At 58.9% G+C, this 16,440-nt stretch carries 19 protein-coding genes; 7 read left to right on the forward strand and 12 right to left on the reverse strand.

Features of this window, described 5'->3' with window-relative positions; genetic code table 11:
* Positions 1-83 precede the first annotated feature (83 nt).
* The 4 genes from AC1DVF_RS21960 to AC1DVF_RS21975 all read right to left on the reverse strand — a co-directional run bounded on the left by AC1DVF_RS21960 (position 84) and on the right by AC1DVF_RS21975 (position 3,088).
* Positions 84-386 carry a GIY-YIG nuclease family protein gene (locus tag AC1DVF_RS21960; protein ID WP_477783128.1) on the reverse strand — a complete coding sequence of 101 codons (303 nt, stop codon included), beginning with the start codon at positions 384-386 and terminating at the stop codon, positions 84-86.
* 39 nt (positions 387-425) lie between these two features.
* Complete coding sequence (locus AC1DVF_RS21965; protein ID WP_331694817.1) at positions 426-896, reverse strand: nuclear transport factor 2 family protein; 471 nt, start codon at positions 894-896, stop codon at positions 426-428.
* Between the two features lie 238 nt (positions 897-1,134).
* Positions 1,135-2,439, reverse strand: coding sequence for a CynX/NimT family MFS transporter (locus AC1DVF_RS21970; RefSeq protein WP_460089939.1), 1,305 nt, complete (start codon positions 2,437-2,439; stop codon positions 1,135-1,137).
* On the reverse strand, positions 2,429-3,088 hold the full coding sequence (locus AC1DVF_RS21975; protein WP_477783129.1) for a FadR/GntR family transcriptional regulator: 660 nt from the start codon (positions 3,086-3,088) through the stop codon (positions 2,429-2,431). Before AC1DVF_RS21975 ends, AC1DVF_RS21970 begins: the two co-directional genes overlap by 11 nt.
* A 166-nt stretch (positions 3,089-3,254) precedes the next feature.
* Here AC1DVF_RS21975 and AC1DVF_RS21980 point away from each other — a divergent pair, with 166 nt between their 5' ends.
* Entirely contained in the window at positions 3,255-3,566 is a 312-nt protein-coding gene (locus AC1DVF_RS21980; RefSeq protein WP_477783130.1) for a type II toxin-antitoxin system MqsR family toxin, read from the forward strand.
* Positions 3,563-4,051 carry a type II toxin-antitoxin system MqsA family antitoxin gene (locus AC1DVF_RS21985; RefSeq protein WP_034154577.1) on the forward strand — a complete coding sequence of 163 codons (489 nt, stop codon included), beginning with the start codon at positions 3,563-3,565 and terminating at the stop codon, positions 4,049-4,051. The genes AC1DVF_RS21980 and AC1DVF_RS21985 overlap by 4 nt, the downstream gene beginning before the upstream one ends.
* A gap of 52 nt (positions 4,052-4,103) precedes the next feature.
* Here the strand turns inward: AC1DVF_RS21985 and AC1DVF_RS21990 are convergent, their stop codons facing one another.
* From AC1DVF_RS21990 to AC1DVF_RS22005, 4 genes are all read right to left on the reverse strand, one after another.
* The gene (locus AC1DVF_RS21990) at positions 4,104-4,868 is read right to left on the reverse strand and encodes an amino acid ABC transporter ATP-binding protein (RefSeq protein ID WP_477783131.1); all 765 of its coding nucleotides are present in this window, start codon (positions 4,866-4,868) and stop codon (positions 4,104-4,106) included.
* Between the two features lie 10 nt (positions 4,869-4,878).
* Positions 4,879-5,973: an amino acid ABC transporter permease gene (locus AC1DVF_RS21995; RefSeq protein WP_477783132.1), complete on the reverse strand. Its 1,095-nt coding sequence runs from the start codon at positions 5,971-5,973 to the stop codon at positions 4,879-4,881.
* A 10-nt stretch (positions 5,974-5,983) separates the two neighbouring features.
* Complete coding sequence (locus AC1DVF_RS22000; protein ID WP_099758062.1) at positions 5,984-7,165, reverse strand: amino acid ABC transporter permease; 1,182 nt, start codon at positions 7,163-7,165, stop codon at positions 5,984-5,986.
* Positions 7,166-7,231: 66 nt separating this feature from the next.
* Entirely contained in the window at positions 7,232-8,263 is a 1,032-nt protein-coding gene (locus AC1DVF_RS22005; RefSeq protein WP_007914328.1) for an amino acid ABC transporter substrate-binding protein, read from the reverse strand.
* A 467-nt stretch (positions 8,264-8,730) separates the two neighbouring features.
* On the opposite strand from AC1DVF_RS22005, the gene AC1DVF_RS22010 reads away from it, so the two are divergent.
* The 5 genes from AC1DVF_RS22010 to AC1DVF_RS22030 all read left to right on the forward strand — a co-directional run bounded on the left by AC1DVF_RS22010 (position 8,731) and on the right by AC1DVF_RS22030 (position 14,044).
* Positions 8,731-9,387: an alpha/beta hydrolase gene (locus AC1DVF_RS22010; RefSeq protein ID WP_460089938.1), complete on the forward strand. Its 657-nt coding sequence runs from the start codon at positions 8,731-8,733 to the stop codon at positions 9,385-9,387.
* Positions 9,388-9,484: 97 nt separating this feature from the next.
* Positions 9,485-10,963 (forward strand): ATP-dependent RNA helicase RhlB, encoded by a 1,479-nt coding sequence (gene rhlB / locus AC1DVF_RS22015; protein ID WP_460089937.1) that lies wholly within the window; start codon positions 9,485-9,487, stop codon positions 10,961-10,963.
* 136 nt (positions 10,964-11,099) lie between these two features.
* On the forward strand, positions 11,100-12,050 hold the full coding sequence (locus AC1DVF_RS22020; protein WP_116254616.1) for an ornithine cyclodeaminase family protein: 951 nt from the start codon (positions 11,100-11,102) through the stop codon (positions 12,048-12,050).
* Positions 12,051-12,198: 148 nt separating this feature from the next.
* A complete protein-coding gene (locus AC1DVF_RS22025) occupies positions 12,199-13,326 on the forward strand; it encodes an NAD(P)/FAD-dependent oxidoreductase (protein WP_116254617.1) in 1,128 nt (375 codons plus the stop codon).
* A 91-nt stretch (positions 13,327-13,417) separates the two neighbouring features.
* Complete coding sequence (locus AC1DVF_RS22030; protein WP_064586076.1) at positions 13,418-14,044, forward strand: helix-turn-helix transcriptional regulator; 627 nt, start codon at positions 13,418-13,420, stop codon at positions 14,042-14,044.
* 100 nt (positions 14,045-14,144) lie between these two features.
* Here the strand turns inward: AC1DVF_RS22030 and AC1DVF_RS22035 are convergent, their stop codons facing one another.
* From AC1DVF_RS22035 to moaC, 4 genes are all read right to left on the reverse strand, one after another.
* Positions 14,145-14,921 carry an ABC transporter substrate-binding protein gene (locus AC1DVF_RS22035; protein ID WP_477783133.1) on the reverse strand — a complete coding sequence of 259 codons (777 nt, stop codon included), beginning with the start codon at positions 14,919-14,921 and terminating at the stop codon, positions 14,145-14,147.
* A gap of 285 nt (positions 14,922-15,206) precedes the next feature.
* Positions 15,207-15,659 carry a molybdopterin synthase catalytic subunit MoaE gene (gene moaE / locus AC1DVF_RS22040; protein ID WP_477783134.1) on the reverse strand — a complete coding sequence of 151 codons (453 nt, stop codon included), beginning with the start codon at positions 15,657-15,659 and terminating at the stop codon, positions 15,207-15,209.
* A gap of 3 nt (positions 15,660-15,662) precedes the next feature.
* Positions 15,663-15,905, reverse strand: a complete 243-nt coding sequence (locus tag AC1DVF_RS22045) for a MoaD/ThiS family protein (protein ID WP_093437018.1) — start codon at positions 15,903-15,905, stop codon at positions 15,663-15,665.
* Positions 15,902-16,375 (reverse strand): cyclic pyranopterin monophosphate synthase MoaC, encoded by a 474-nt coding sequence (gene moaC / locus AC1DVF_RS22050; protein ID WP_093437022.1) that lies wholly within the window; start codon positions 16,373-16,375, stop codon positions 15,902-15,904. Before moaC ends, AC1DVF_RS22045 begins: the two co-directional genes overlap by 4 nt.
* Positions 16,376-16,440: the final 65 nt, after the last annotated feature.

Consider the following 16,440-nt stretch of genomic DNA (forward strand, 5'->3'; position numbering starts at 1 on the left):
CTCGGCTCCGCCGCTCAGATAGTGAGCCCGCAGCTTAGCGTGCATTTGCTTAGCAGCCTACAGATCTGCCTGATGGGAACTGATCAGTCAGATTGATAAGACGCGACCAGACATTCCTTGGCGCTCTTTCTGAGTTTTTTGATCAAACGTTCCTGGCGCAGCGCATCGCTCTTGTCTCGGCACAGTTCGGTATAAACCAGCGCCATCGCCGGGCTGGAGAGGAAGAACCGTGCGCCTTTGCCACTTTGATGCTTGGCGAAACGACGCACCGGATCGTCGCTGATCCCGCAGTACAACGAGCCATTGGCGGCGCGAACGAGGTAGACGAACCAGGACTTGCTCACGGGTTCGGCGACGTCGACAGAATTTTCGCTAAGGCTGGTCACTTCGGGATCAAGGCGTGTAGGAAACAGGCGGCGATCTTATCAGCGACCGGCCTGAAATGCCTTCAGTCCCTTCAGCGCCTGAGCGCGCACGGCGTTGCGCACCAGTGGTGTCCAGCCCAGCAGCAGGCCTTTGAAACCGAGGGCCTGACGCGACCAGCGCCACAGATCGAAGTGGTCGTGGTGTTCGCAGATCTTGCCGTCACGGAAGACGAAGCGGGCCTGGATATCGTTGATGACGATGTTGCCGGTCTGGCTGAACAGGTAGGTCGCAACCCAATGTGCGCCACCGCTGCGCTCATCGGCGCGGATGTTGTCGAAAGTCAGCGAGAAATCCTTGGCCCGAGTGGTGAGCATGCGCCACATGTCGCCGGCATCGCGCCCGCGCAGTTCGCCGAAGGCCGGATCACTGAACACGACGTCGTCGGTGTAGCAGGCGGCCATGGCTTCGGCATCGAGGCGCTGGAAGGCCTGGTAGAAGCGGGTGATCAACGCGGCGTGGGCTTCGCTCATGGGCAAACTCCAAAATAGGTACAGAGTGCCAGCACGATAATCTGCAATGCGCAGAAACACTATCGGCATTCGTAAACCGAATACCACGCAAGATCTTCAAGGCGCCCCAAAAACTGTGGGAGCGAGCTTGCTCGCGAAGAGGCCGGCACATTCAACATGATCTTTGCCTGAACCACCGTCTTCGCGAGCAAGCTCGCTCCCACATTGGATATCACTGGCCCCAAAAAAGGGTTATGCGTCAGATTTTTTCGCTTTGCACTTGCACGTACAGCGCACGCCCGGCACCGAGGCCAGCAATGATCGCACCGGTGCCGATAATGCCAAAGATCCAGCCCACCGCATTCCAGCCGCCGGTCCAGTCATGCACCACGCCGACCGCAAACGGCCCCATCGACGCCAACGTGTAACCGAAGCCCTGAGACATGCTCGACAGATTCGCCGCAACATGCGAATCACGCGAGCGCAGTACGATCAACGTCAACGCCAGACTGAACGTACCGCCCTGCCCCAGCCCCAACAGAATCGCCCAGCCCCACAGGCCTTCGATCGGCGCGTACAGGCAACCGAACAGCCCGCCAAGAGTCAGCGCCATGACCACGACGATCGCCAGACGCTGATCCTTGCCGCGCGTCGCCAGCCACGGCGCAGCCAACGAACTGGCGAGCTGAATGATCACCGAACCGGACAACACCAGACCGGCCTGGGTCGGCGTCAGGCCGCGACCAATCAGGATCGATGGCAACCAGCCGAACACAATGTAGGCCAGCGACGATTGCAGGCCCATGTACAAAGTCACCTGCCAGGCCAGCGGATCACGCAGCAGCCCGCGCACACGATAAGCGACATTGTGCGCGCCATGTTTCTGCCCGACTTGCGGCAGCCAGAACACCGCTGCAACCAGCGCCGGAATCACCCAGAAACCGAGGCCCATCGCCCAACTGTGACCGAAATGTTCACTCAGCGGCACGCTGGAACCCGCCGCCATCGCCGCGCCCAGACACAACGCCATGGTGTACACGCCGGTCATGGTGCCCGCATGTTTGGCAAAGTCGCGCTTGACGATCCCCGGCAGCAGAACACCGATGATGCCAATGCTGGCGCCACCCAATACGCTGCCGGCGAACAGGCCGATCTCGCCGAAGTTGCTGCGCAAAATAATCCCGCCGGCCAGTGCCAGCAGAATTCCGAGCACTACGCGTTCAGCACCGAAACGCCGCGCCAGAATCGGCGCCAGTGGTGCGAACAAACCGAGGCACAACACCGGCAACGTAGTCAGCAAACCGGCCTGAGCCGCCGACAAACCAAGGCTTTTCGACACGTCGCTGAGCAGCGGCGCCATGCTCGACAACGCCGGGCGCAAATTCAGCGCGACCAGAATCAAGCCGAGCAGCAACAACCACGGCCGGCGCACCAGCGGATGGCTTTGTTGCACTTGCTCGTCGTCGGCCTCAGCGTCGATCAGCAGCTCTTCAAGCTCTGCCGTGCGCTTTGGGGTTGTGGATAGCTCACTGCGGGACATGGATTTCTCGGTTTCAAGGTTCATTGATCAACTGCCTCGACAAAGCTTTGGCTCGTTCCGGGTCGCGTTGCTCGACCGCATCGAGTAACTCGATATGCAAGTCGAACACTTCCTGACGGCGCGGGACGATATTCAGGGTCTGGCGCAATTGCGCGCCGACGATGCTGGAGAAATAGCGATAAAGCTCGCTGAGGGTCGGGTTGTGCGCGGCATCGACCAGACGACGGTGGAACACCAGATCGCAGGCGATATAGGTGTCGAGATCGCCGTGGTAGTGGCTGCCGCTGGTGCCGAGCGCTTCACGCAAGGCGACGATGTCCTCGTCGGTACGGCGCAACGCTGCCAGGCCGATGGCCTCGACTTCGAGGATGTGCCGGGTTTCCCGCGCCTGATCCAGCGAGCAGCGCGACAAGGCTTTGAGCGTGTCGAGCGGATCAACCACGGCGCGCAGGTAACTGCCATCGCCCTGGCGAATCTCGATCAGTCCGGAAAACGCCAGCACGCGCATGGCTTCGCGCACGGTGTTGCGGCTGATACCCAGCTCGGCGCACAGCTCGGGTTCGGTCGGCAAACGCTCGCCAACCTGCCAGGCACCGCTGTTGATGCGCTGACGAAGCTGATCCAGAGCCTGATCGACCAGGGATCGCTTAACGAGTGGAGAAATGTCTGACATAGGATTTTCCCTTTCATCCAATCATAGGATGAATTTTCTGACATGTTAGTCAGACCCGTGTAGGACGGCAACCACCTAGGGTCAATCGGAGACACATGGAGCGGGATTTTCGATTGGTCAAAATTACCCTTTAAGGGTAATTTCAGGGACAGGGTTTTGGTTTCTTATGGAAAAGAACACACCCCAATATGAGCTGGCGGTGATCAAGGCTGAGGTGAGGCGGTTAGGTCGAAAAGCTTTCACCAAAGCTTCGGTCAAATCAGCTGAGAAACTCGGCTTCAACCTCAGCGAAATGCTAGAGATCGTTTTCGAGCTACAAACCAGGATGTTGTACAAATCGATGACGACTTATGACGATCATCGAATCTGGCAAGACGTGTATCACATCAATTCACGAGATCAGGAGATTTACATCAAGGTGACCTATCGCCCCGGCGGCAGCCCACCGGTAATCTCCTTCAAGGAGAAAAACCCATGAAAACCCAGCAATGTGTCAGCTGCGGTGCACGTGAGGGAATGAGGCATTTCCAGGGTCGCGGAGAAACCCTGAGTGTCAAAGGCATGGAGCGCCGAGTAGACGATCTATCTGGTTGGGAGTGCCAGAAGTGCGGTGAAGTGGAATGGGATTTCGACACCGATAGTGCTGAGCGTTATTGTGATGCCGGTGATGAGTTGGTTCTCGCTGGCAGACAAATGATCGGCGCCGAGATGAAACGAATTCGACGCAAATTGCACCTGACGCAGAAAGAGACAGTGCAACTGCTCTCTGGTGGCGGGCATAACGCATTCTCTCGCTACGAACGGGGCGAGTTACTTCCCCCAAAAGCATTGGTGCTGCTGATGCGCTTATTGGATCGTCATCCCTACATGCTCGTCGATATCCAGACCTTGGCTGAAGGCGCAGACCTGCGAGGTTTCACGCACACAGTGCACAAGGAACACGAAACCCTGACCGTTTCCTGACCCACAAAAAACAAACCCGGCACAAGGCCGGGTTGTTTTTACGCACATACCATCAATGCAAAATCTGACTCAAAAACAACTTCGTCCGCTCATTCTGCGGATTATCGAAGAAGTCATTCGGCGCCGCTTGCTCAACGATTTCACCTTTATCCATGAAGATCACGCGGTTGGCCACGGTGCGGGCAAAGCCCATTTCGTGAGTCACGCAGAGCATGGTCATGCCGTCTTCAGCCAGACCGATCATGGTGTCGAGCACTTCTTTCACCATTTCCGGGTCGAGCGCCGAGGTCGGTTCATCGAACAGCATGATTTTCGGCTTCATGCACAGCGCGCGGGCGATCGCCACACGCTGTTGCTGACCGCCGGACAGTTGCCCCGGGAATTTGTGCGCCTGCTCCGGAATGCGTACGCGCTCCAGGTAATGCATGGCGATTTCCTCGGCCTTGCTCTTGGGCATCTTGCGTACCCACATCGGCGCCAGGGTGCAGTTCTGCAAAATGGTCAGGTGCGGGAACAAGTTGAAGTGCTGGAACACCATGCCGACTTCACGGCGGATCGCTTCGATCTGCTTGAGGTCGTTGGTCAGCTCCACGCCGTCGACGACGATGCGGCCCTGCTGGTGTTCTTCCAGACGATTGAGGCAGCGGATGGTGGTCGACTTGCCGGAACCCGATGGGCCGCACAGGACGATACGCTCGCCCTGTTTGACGTTGAGGTTGATGTCTTTGAGCACGTGGAACTGGCCGTACCACTTGTTGACGCCCTGCATTTGAATAATGCCTTCAGGACCTACAGGCTTTTTGATTGCTTCACTCATTTACAGACTCCTAACGCTTGTGGCCAGTGTCGAGCTTGCGTTCCAGATGCATGGAATAGCGCGACATACCAAAACAGAAAATCCAGAACACCAGGGCGGCGAACACGTAGCCTTCGGTGGCCATGCCCAGCCATTTCGGATCGGCAGCGGCTTGTTTGACGCTGTTGAGCAGGTCAAACAGGCCGATGATGATCACCAGGCTGGTGTCCTTGAACAGCGCAATGAAGGTGTTGACGATGCCCGGGATCACCAGCTTCAGGGCTTGCGGCAGGATCACCAGGCCCATCGAACGCCAGTAACCGAGGCCCATCGCCGCGGCCGCTTCGTACTGACCTTTAGGGATCGCTTGCAGACCGCCACGCACCACTTCGGCCACATAGGCCGACTGGAACAGGATCACGCCGATCAGTGCCCGCAGCAGTTTGTCGAAGTTCATGCCTTCAGGCAGGAACAGCGGCAGCATCACCGAGGACATGAACAGCACAGTGATCAACGGCACGCCGCGCYAGAACTCGATGAAGGTCACGCAGACCACACGAATCGCCGGCATGTTCGAACGACGGCCCAGCGCCAGCACAATCCCCAGCGGCAACGCACCGGCGATACCGACAGTGGCGATAACCAGGGTCAGCATCAGGCCGCCCCACTGGCTGGTCGCCACATTGCTCAGACCAAAACCGCCGTGCAGCAAGGTGAAGGCAATGATCGGATACAGCACCAGAAAGCTCAGCCCGTAGATCGCTTTACGCGGCACACGCGAGATGAACAATGGCGCCGCGCCGATCACCGCCAGCCACACGGTCAGGTCGACGCGCCAGCGCAGTTCCGTCGGGTAGTAGCCGTACATGAACTGGCCAAAACGCTGCTGAATGAACACCCAGCAGGCGCCCTCCTTGGTGCAGTCGGCGCGAGTGGTGCCGACCCAGTTGGCATCGACAATCGCCCAACTGAGGATCGGTGGCACCACCAGGTAGATCAGGTAGAACGCAAACAGGGTCAGCAGGGTGTTGAGCCAGCTGGAGAACATGTTCGCGCGCATCCATGCCACCACACCGATGCTGCTGTTCGGTGGGGGCATGTCGGGTTTGAAAGTATGAGTACTCATGCGCTTTTCCTTACCGCTCGATCAGCGCAATGCGCTTGTTGTACCAGTTCATCAGCAGAGAGATGCTGATACTGATCGCCAGGTACACGCTCATCGTGATGGCAATCACTTCGATGGCTTGACCGGTCTGGTTGAGCACGGTGCCGGCGAACAGCGACACCATTTCCGGGTAACCGATACCGGCCGCCAGCGAGGAGTTCTTCGCCAGATTGAGGTATTGGCTGGTCAGGGGCGGAATGATCACGCGCAGGGCTTGCGGAATGATCACCTTGCGCAGGGTCGGGCCGTTGCGCAGGCCGAGCGAGCGCGCCGCTTCGGTCTGGCCATGGCTGACCGACTTGATCCCGGAGCGCACGATCTCAGCGATGAACGCCGCGGTGTACACGGTCAGGGCCAGGGTCAAGGCGAGCAGTTCCGGGATCAGCACCCAGCCGCCGACGAAGTTGAAGCCTTTGAGTTCAGGCATTTCCCAGTGCAGCGGAGCGCCGAAGATCAGTGCGCACAAGGTCGGGATCACCAGCAGAATCGCCAGACCGACCCAGAACTTGTGGAACGGCACGCCGGTTTCTTCAAAGCGCTTGTTGGCCCAGCGGCACATCAGCACGATGCCGACGATGGCCACCACGATGCTGATCACGAACGCCCAGAAACCATCAGCGGCCAACGCGGCCGGCATGTTCAGGCCACGGCTGCTGACGAAGAAGGTGTCACCGAAGTTATGGCTGTTGCGCGGTCCCGGCATGGTCAGGAATACCGCGAAGTACCAGAACAGGATTTGCAGCAGCGGCGGAATGTTGCGGAACACTTCCACATACACGGTCGCCAGTTTGCTGATGATCCAGTTCTGCGACAGCCGTGCCACACCGATGATGAAACCGAGGATCGTCGCTAGAACCACGCCGATCACGGTTACCAACAGGGTGTTGAGCAGACCGATGACAAAGACGCGGGCATAGCTGTCCGCTTCGGTGTAGTCGATCAGGTGTTGAGCGATGCCGAATCCGGCACTGCGCTCCAGAAAGCCGAAACCGGAAGTAATGCCCCGGTGCTGAAGGTTGGTTTGCGTGTTGTCGAACAAGTACCAGCCCAGCGAGACCACCGCCACAACGGTGATGATCTGGAATAGCCACGCACGCACTCGTGGATCGCTGAGGCTGAGCCTCTGCTTTGGTGCGCCGATTGAATTTTGCATGAAGTGCCCCGGAAGAAATGGAACAAGAACATCACCCGGCGGTTGGCCCGCCGGGCGATAGAACCATTAGCGCACTGGTGGTGCGTACTGAATGCCGCCGTTGTTCCACAGGGCGTTCAAGCCGCGGTCGATTTCCAGCGGAGTGCTCTTGCCGAGGTTTTTCTCGAAGATTTCGCCGTAGTTGCCGACTTGTTTGACGATCTGCACAACCCAGTCTTTCGGCAGTTTCAGGTCTTTGCCGTACTCGCCGTCAGCGCCGAGCATACGGGCAACGTCCGGGTTCTTGGTCGACTTGGCTTCAGCTTCAACGTTCTTCGAAGTGATGCCGGCTTCTTCGGTGTTGAGCAGCGCGTAGCCAACCCAACGCACGATGGCCAGCCACTCGTCGTCGCCGTTACGTACGACCGGGCCCAGCGGTTCTTTGGAAATGGTTTCCGGCAGAACCACGTAGTCCTTCGGCGAGGCCAGCTTGGAGCGCTGGGCGAACAGTTGGGACTTGTCGGAGGTCAGCACGTCGCAACGACCGGATTCCAGCGACTTGGCGCTTTCATCGGAGGTGTCGAAGGTGATCGGGGTGTATTTCAGACCGTTGCCACGGAAGTAGTCGGAAACGTTCAGCTCGGTGGTGGTACCGGCCTGGATGCAGATGGTTGCACCGTCCAGCTCTTTGGCACTTTTCACGCCCAGCTTGTTGTTCACCAGGAAACCGATGCCGTCGTAGTAGGTAATGAAGCCCGGGAATTTAAGGCCCATGCCCGCGTCACGCGAACTGGTCATGGTGGTGTTGCGCGACAGGATGTCGATCTCGCCCGATTGCAGCGCGGTGAAGCGCTCTTTGGCGTTCAACTGACTGAATTTGACCTTGGTCGCGTCGCCGAATACGGCAGCGGCCACAGCGCGGCAGACGTCAGCGTCGATCCCGAGGATCTTGCCGGTTGCGTCCGGTACCGAGAAGCCCGGCAGACCGTCGCTCACGCCACACTGCACGAAACCTTTCTTCTGCACGGCATCCAGGGTTGCACCCGCCTGAGCGAACCCGCTGACGCCGAGAACTGTTGCTGCAGTCACGATCGCCAGAGTGGATTTCAACATCTTCATTCAAACCTCCAGTTTTGCTCTTGTTGTGTCGGAGCTTGAGTCCAGTCGCACCCTTTTGAGGCGTTGTTGACCCGTGTTGGCTTTTTTTGGGGTCAACCGACGTAAGACCTTCGCTATGAGTCTAGTAGGAGAAAATCCACATCATGGACAACTCACTTCTCACCAATCGGCCGAACGGGCTGTAGCCCTTTCACATTCGCTAAGCCCGTAGCGGCCATTGGCGAACATCCATCACCGGATTCTTTGCAATCCCGTCGCGGGTCGTACACTGATAGTGTTACCGCCCACGCAAGATCGGTTGCACGGTTCAAGCCATAGCAAAGCCCGTACCACACCGCTCACCGAATCGATTCGGCGACAGGTCAATAGCAAAACTTGTAACCTTGCGACATCTTCTTAACGGATCAACCGGACGCGCACTCGAACCACGCACTTAATGAGAGCGCCCGCACATTTTTGGAGCAGACATGACCGAGCCCTTGATTCTTCAGCCTGTTAAGCCCGCAGACGCCTGCGTGATCTGGCTGCACGGCCTCGGCGCCGACCGTTACGACTTCCTGCCGGTGGCCGAGGCATTGCAGGAAAGCCTGCTGAGCACGCGCTTCGTGTTGCCACAGGCGCCAACTCGTCCAGTGACGATAAATGGCGGATATGCCATGCCAAGCTGGTACGACATCAAAGCCATGAGCCCGGCGCGCGCGATCGATCGTGATGAGCTGGAAGCGTCGGCGGATCGCATCATCGAATTGGTCGAAAACGAGCGCGCCAGCGGAATAGACGCCTCGCGAATTTTTCTCGCCGGGTTTTCCCAAGGTGGCGCGGTGGTGTTGCACACTGCATTTGTGAAATGGCAGGGGCCATTGGGCGGCGTGCTGGCGTTGTCGACATATGCGCCGACCTTCAGTGATGAGATGGAGCTGTCAGCCAGTCAGCAGCGGATCCCCGCGATATGCCTGCACGGCCAGTTCGATGGCGTGGTGCAAAACTCGATGGGGCGCAGTGCTTATGAGCATTTGGTGAAGCATGGTGTCACCGTGACATGGCAGGAATACCCAATGGAGCACGAAGTGTTACCCGAGGAAATTCGCGACATCGGTGCCTGGTTGAGCGAACGTTTGCGCTAAGCGTCGAGATTAAAACCGCCCTTTGATCCCTCCCACTACGCCGCGCCCGTTTCTTGCATTACACTGGCCGGCGTACATTCCTTAACCAATTGATGAGATGACCGTGCTCAAAGCACTCAAGAAGATGTTCGGTAAAAGCGAGGCTGAGCAGCTCGCACCAGTTCCCAGTGCGCCGTCGCACGCCCCCGGTCATCGCAACGATGCGCCACAGGCCGAGCGCCCCGCTCACGTAGCGGCACCGAAGGCAGAACCACAACCTGCACCGGCCGCGCCAATCGCCGCCGAACCTGCCCGCAGCGAAGCGCCGAAACCGGCCAGACCGCGCCGCGAACCGAAGCCCAAGGCAGCGGTTATTCCGTGGAAACTCGAGGATTTCGTCGTCGAGCCACAGGAAGGCAAAACTCGCTTCCACGATTTCAAGCTGTCTCCAGAACTGATGCACGCCATCCAGGATCTGGGTTTTCCGTACTGCACGCCGATTCAGGCGCAGGTGCTGGGTTACACCCTCGCCGGCAAAGACGCCATTGGCCGTGCGCAGACCGGCACCGGTAAAACCGCCGCGTTCCTGATCTCGATCATCACCCAACTGCTGCAGACCCCGCCGCCGAAAGAACGCTACATGGGCGAACCCCGTGCGCTGATCATCGCGCCGACCCGTGAGTTGGTGGTACAAATCGCCAAGGACGCCGCTGACCTGACCAAGTACACCGGCCTCAACGTCATGACGTTTGTTGGCGGCATGGACTTTGACAAGCAGCTCAAGCACCTCGAAGCGCGTCACTGCGACATCCTCGTCGCCACACCCGGCCGTCTGCTCGACTTCAACCAGCGTGGCGACGTGCACCTGGACATGGTCGAAGTGATGGTGTTGGACGAAGCCGACCGCATGCTCGACATGGGATTCATCCCGCAGGTACGTCAGATCATTCGCCAGACGCCACCGAAGTCCGAACGCCAGACCTTGCTGTTCTCCGCGACCTTCACCGAAGACGTGATGAACCTCGCCAAGCAGTGGACCACTGACCCTGCGATCGTCGAAATCGAAATCACCAACGTTGCCAACGAAAACGTCGAGCAGCACATCTATGCGGTGGCCGGTGCCGACAAGTACAAACTGCTCTACAACCTGGTCAACGATAACGGCTGGGAACGCGTGATCGTGTTTGCCAACCGCAAGGACGAAGTGCGCCGCATCGAGGAACGCCTGGTGCGCGATGGCATCAACGCCGCGCAACTGTCCGGCGATGTGCCGCAGCACAAACGCATCAAGACCCTGGAAGGTTTCCGCGAAGGCAAGATTCGCGTACTGGTCGCCACCGATGTGGCCGGTCGCGGCATCCACATCGACGGCATCAGCCACGTGATCAACTTCACCCTGCCGGAAGTCCCGGACGACTACGTGCACCGCATCGGTCGTACCGGTCGTGCCGGCGCCGACGGTGTGTCGATCAGCTTCGCCGGTGAGGACGACTCCTACCAGTTGCCGTCCATCGAAGAGAAGCTCGGTCGCAAGATCAGCTGTGAAACGCCGCCGACGCATCTGTTGCGCGCGGTTGAGCGCAAGCGTCCGCAGTAAACGACGTTTAAAAGAAAAGCGCAGCCGGCAACGGACTGCGCTTTTTTTTCGCCCGGTGTTTCATCAGGTGCTTGCGAGAGAAAACCAAAAGTCCATAATAGACAAATAAGTTTATTTTTCGTTTTCGGAGCCTGATATGTCCAGTACGCCCTACGTGATCGACCAGCATCAGGCCCGTGAGCTGCTGGCGCGCATTGATGTGCCGCAAATCCTGCGCAAGCTGTTCCGTGATCTTGCGGCGGGTAACGCCGTACAACCGGCGCAGCAACTGGTGGAATTTCCGCAAGGTGCCGGCGACTTCATCAATTATCTGGGCGTGCTGGCCGAAGACGGCGTGTACGGCGTGAAGACCTCGCCGTATATCGTTCGCGAGCAAGGTGCGCTGGTGACGGCATGGACCTTGTTGATGTCGATGAAAACCGGTCAACCGCTGCTGCTCTGCGATGCCGCTGAACTGACCACCGCGCGCACCGCCGCGACCACGGCTGTGGCGGTCGACACCCTCGCTCCGACAAACGCCACGCGACTGGCAATCATCGGTAGTGGCAAGGTTGCGCAGGCGCATCTGCATTATGTGAAAGGTCTGCGCGACTGGCAGAACATCAGCCTGTATTCGCCAAGCCTGTCCGCCGACGCGCAAACCAAGGCACTGTTGAAAGCCATCACTCCCAACCTGAGGATCGTTGACAGCCGTGAAGCCGCCCTCGTCGAGGCGGACGTGATCATGCTGTGTACCTCGTCCGCCGGCCCGGTGATCGATCCGGCCGCGCTGAGCAAACCAGCCCTGATCACCTCGATCAGCACCAACGCTCCGCGCGCCCATGAAGTGCCGCCGCAGAGCCTCAACGACATGCAGGTGTTCTGCGACTATCGTCTGACCACGCCGGGTTCGGCAGGTGAGATGCTGATTGCCAGTGAACAGCATGGCTGGAGCAAGGATTCGATTGTCGGCGACCTCGCCGACTTGCTCAGCGAGAAAGTGCAGCGCCCCGATTACGATCGTCACGTGTTCTTCCGTTCAATCGGCCTCGGCCTGGAAGACATCGCCCTGGCCAATGCGGTTTATCTCCTCCATCACCAGAATTAAGCCTGATGCAATCCATGTGGGAGCGAGCTTGCTCGCGAATGCGGTCTGACATTCACCGAATGTGTTGACTGATAGATCGCTTTCGCGAGCAAGCTCGCTCCCACAGGGATTGCGTGTATTTTCATATTTCGAGCATCAGGAGACCTACATGAGCCAGGCAGATTTCATCATCATCGGCGGCGGGATTGCCGGCGCATCCACCGGTTTCTGGCTGTCGCCGCACGGCAAAGTGATCGTGCTCGAACGTGAATCCCACCCGGCCTATCACTCCACCGGGCGCTCCGCCGCGCTGTTTACCGCCGCGTACGGCACGCCACAAGTTCGCGCGCTGACCCAGGCCAGCCGGGCGTTTTTTGACCACCCGCCAGCCGGTTTCTGCGAACACCCACTGCTCACCCCACGCGGTGAAATGACCGTGGATTTCACCGGTGATGCCGCCGAACTCAACAACCAATATCTCAGCGCCAAAGCCACCGTGCCGGAGATGCAACTGCTCAGCGCCGACGAAGCCTGCGCGCGACTGCCGATCCTGCGCCGGGAAAAAGTCCATGGCGCGATCTATGACCCGAGCGCCAGCGACATCGATACTGACGCCTTGCATCAGGGCTACCTGCGCGGGATTCGCCGCAACAACGGCGAATTGCACACCGATTGCGAAGTGCTAGGCCTCAGTCGCGATGCCGAGGGCCGCTGGAGTGTTCAGACCAACGGCCAGACGTTCAGCGCGCCAGTGATCATCAACGCCGCCGGCGCCTGGGCCGACAAGATCGGCACACTGGCCGGCGCCCAACCGCTGGGCCTGCAACCGAAGCGCCGCGCCGCGTTCATTTTCGCCGGGCCGGAAGGCGTCGACATTCATCACTGGCCGATGCTGGTCAGCCTCGACGAATCCTTCTATATGAAGCCCGACGCTGGCATGTTTCTCGGCTCGCCCGCCAACGCCGACCCGGTCGAGCCTCACGATGTGCAGCCGGAAGAACTGGACATCGCCATGGGCATCTACCAGATCGAAGAGGCCACCACGCTGACCATCCGCCGTCCGACGCGTACGTGGGCCGGCCTGCGCAGCTTCGTCGCCGACGGTGATTTGCTCAGCGGTTTCGATCAACAGGTGCCGGGGCTGTTCTGGGTGGCGGCACAGGGTGGTTACGGCATTCAGACTTCCCCGGCGATGGGCCAGGCCAGCGCGGCGTTGGTACGCGGCGAGCCGTTGCCCGAGCACTTGCAGCAGTTCGGGCTAGACAGCGCCATGCTAGCCCCCGCTCGCCTCGCCTGATTGTCCACGGATGACGCGCCCAACGGATTGCGGCACACTCGCAGCGCCTCCTGATCACGGGGGCGTTGACGCTGCCTGGAGCTCCACTGTCATGACTGCCCCTGAATTCGACCCGGCGCTGGATAACTTCCGCGCTGTTGCCGACGCCATCGCCACGCTGTTCTTTCCCCACGCCGAAGTGGTGCTGCACGACCTGCGCACGCAAAAGGTCGACTACATCGCCAACAACCTGTCCAAGCGCGAGATCGGCGACGACTCGTCACTGGAGGACATGCTCAGCGAGGATGTCAGCGACCGCAATATCGGCCCGTACGAAAAGCTCAATTGGGATGGCCAGAAGATTCGCAGCCTGAGCACCGTGCTGCGCGACAGCGAAGGCCGGCCACTGGCGGTGTTGTGCATCAACCTGAATATTTCGCTGTTCGAGAATGCCAAGGCCGCGCTGGACCTGTTTCTCTCGCCGAGCAAACTGATCCCGCAACCGGACTCACTGTTTCGCGATGACTGGCAGGAACGCATCAACACCTTCCTCCACGCCTGGCTGCGCGAGCGGCAACTGAGCCTGAACCTGCTGACCCGCGATCACAAACGCGAACTGGTGCTGGCGCTGCACGCCGAAGGCGCGTTCAAGGGCAAGAGCGCCTCGAACTATGTGGCCAACGTGCTGAACATGGGGCGGGCGACGGTGTACAAGCATTTGAAGGAATTGAAGGGCTAGAGATTTGCGGTGATTTCTCTGACGCCATCGCGAGCAGGCTCACTCCTACAGGGGAACGCATTCCAAATGTAGGAGTGAGCCTGCTCGCGAAAGCGGTAGATCAGTCGCCGTAAATGTCGGACTTGAAATACTTCTCGGAAATCTTCTGGTACTCGCCACTCGCGCGAATGCCATCGATGGCGCCATTCAACTGGCTGACCAATTCTGCATTACCCTTGCGCACTGCAATCCCTGCGCCCTCGCCCACGTACTTCGGATCCTTCAACTCAGGCCCGACAAACGCATAACCCTTGCCACGCGGCATCGACAAAAAGTCATTCAGCGGAATGGTGTCGGCAAAAATCGCATCGAGCCGCCCCGCTGCCAGGTCCATGTAGATTTCTTCGTTGTTGCTGTAGCGCTTGACGTTAATGCCCTTCGGCTCGAACACCTCGGTGGCATAACGATCGGTGGTGGTCGCGCGCTGCACGCCGACGTTCTTGCCCTTGAGGCTGGCGTATTGATCGTCGACCGTGACGCCTTCCTTCATCACCAGGCGCGACGAGGTGAAGTAGTACTTATGGGTGAAATCCACCGATTTCTTGCGGTCTTCGTTGATGGTCATCGAGGACAGCGCCATGTCGATTTTCTTCACTTTCAGCGAAGGAATCAGACCGTCGAACTCACCTTCGACCCACACACACTTGACCTTCATTTGCGCGCATAGGGCATTGCCGATGTCGTAGTCGAAACCGACGATTTCGCCTTTGTCGGTTTTCGACGCAAATGGCGGGTAAGCGGCTTCGATGCCGATGCGCAGGGTTTGCTCGGCGGCGAACACGCTGGCTGAGGCCAACAGGCTGAGGGCCAGACCGGTGATGAGGGGGAGTTTCTTCATGTTCGTTCTCTCGCGGGGTTGTTGTTGGTTTGGCAAGATGAAGAAGAGCAGCTGCTAGCGGGGAGCTACGAGCGGCAAGACTGAAACTTTTTTGTACTTGGAAATCCATATTGGACTTATAGGTACAAGCCGTCAATCCGCGAGAAGAGAGTGTCTGCGAGGTTTTTGCTGTTACAGATGGCCCCTTCGCGAGCAAGCTCGCTCCCACATTGGATTTGTGAACGACACAGATCCAATGTGGGAGCGAGCTTGCTCGCGAAGGCGTACTGAGGGACGCTACAGGAATTACTTTTTCYAGCGATCCGCCGCGGCATGATCACTGTCGCGCCCCTCAACCCAACGCGGGCCGTCACTGGTGTTTTCTTTCTTCCAGAACGGCGCGCGGGTTTTCAGGTAGTCCATGACAAAGGCGCAGGCATCGAAGGCAGCCTGGCGATGGGCACTGGCGGCGCCGACGAACACGATGGGTTCGCCCGGCTCCAATGCGCCGATGCGGTGCAGCACTTCCAGTTTCAGCAACGGCCAGCGCTGTTCGGCTTCGCTGGCGATTTTGCCGAGGGCTTTTTCGGTCATGCCCGGATAGTGTTCGAGGAACATCCCCGCTACATCGAGGCCGTCGTTAAAGTCGCGCACGTAGCCGACAAAACTCACCACCGCGCCGACGCCGACATTGGCCGCATGCATCGCGTTGACTTCAGCGCCCGGATCGAACGGCGTGGCCTGCACGCGAATCGCCATGGATCAGCCCCCGGTCACGGTAGGGAAAAACGCCACTTCGTCGCCATCGACCACCGGCTCATCGAGTTGGCAGAGGTCTTCGTTGCGTGCGCACATCAGGTTCTGCTCGCTCAACACCTCGGCGCCGTCACGTTGCGCGAGCAATGCGCGAACGTCCTCGACGGTGGCGAAATCACCTTCAATTCTTACCGAATCCACGCCCAGCGCTTCGCGGTAACGGGCAAAAAACTTCACGGTCAGGTTCATGGCTGCTCCGCCTGAAAGTGCCCGCTCTTGCCACCGACCTTCTCCAGCAGACGCACGCTTTCAATGGTCATGCCGCGATCGACGGCTTTACACATGTCGTAAATGGTCAGGGCGGCAACACTGGCAGCGGTCAACGCTTCCATCTCAACGCCGGTCTGCCCGGACAGCTTGCAGCGAGCAACGATGCGCACGGTGTCGTCGCCATCAGCACTGAGTTCGACTTTGACGCCGGTGAGCATCAGCGGATGGCACAGGGGAATCAGATCACTGGTTTTCTTCGCCGCTTGAATGCCGGCAATGCGCGCCACGGCGAACACGTCACCCTTGGGATGGCCGCCGCTGACGATCATCTGCAGCGTTTCGGGGAGCATGCGCACCAGCGCTTGGGCCGTCGCTTCACGGAACGTCACGGCTTTTTCGGTGACGTCGACCATGTTGGCGCGACCTTGGGAATCGAGATGAGTCAGCACGGGATTACTCCTGATCAGGAGCGACGATTGTAAACCTGCGGGTCAAATTTCCGCATCATTGATTA

It is taken from the genome of Pseudomonas sp. P4_D7, assembly GCF_056401755.1.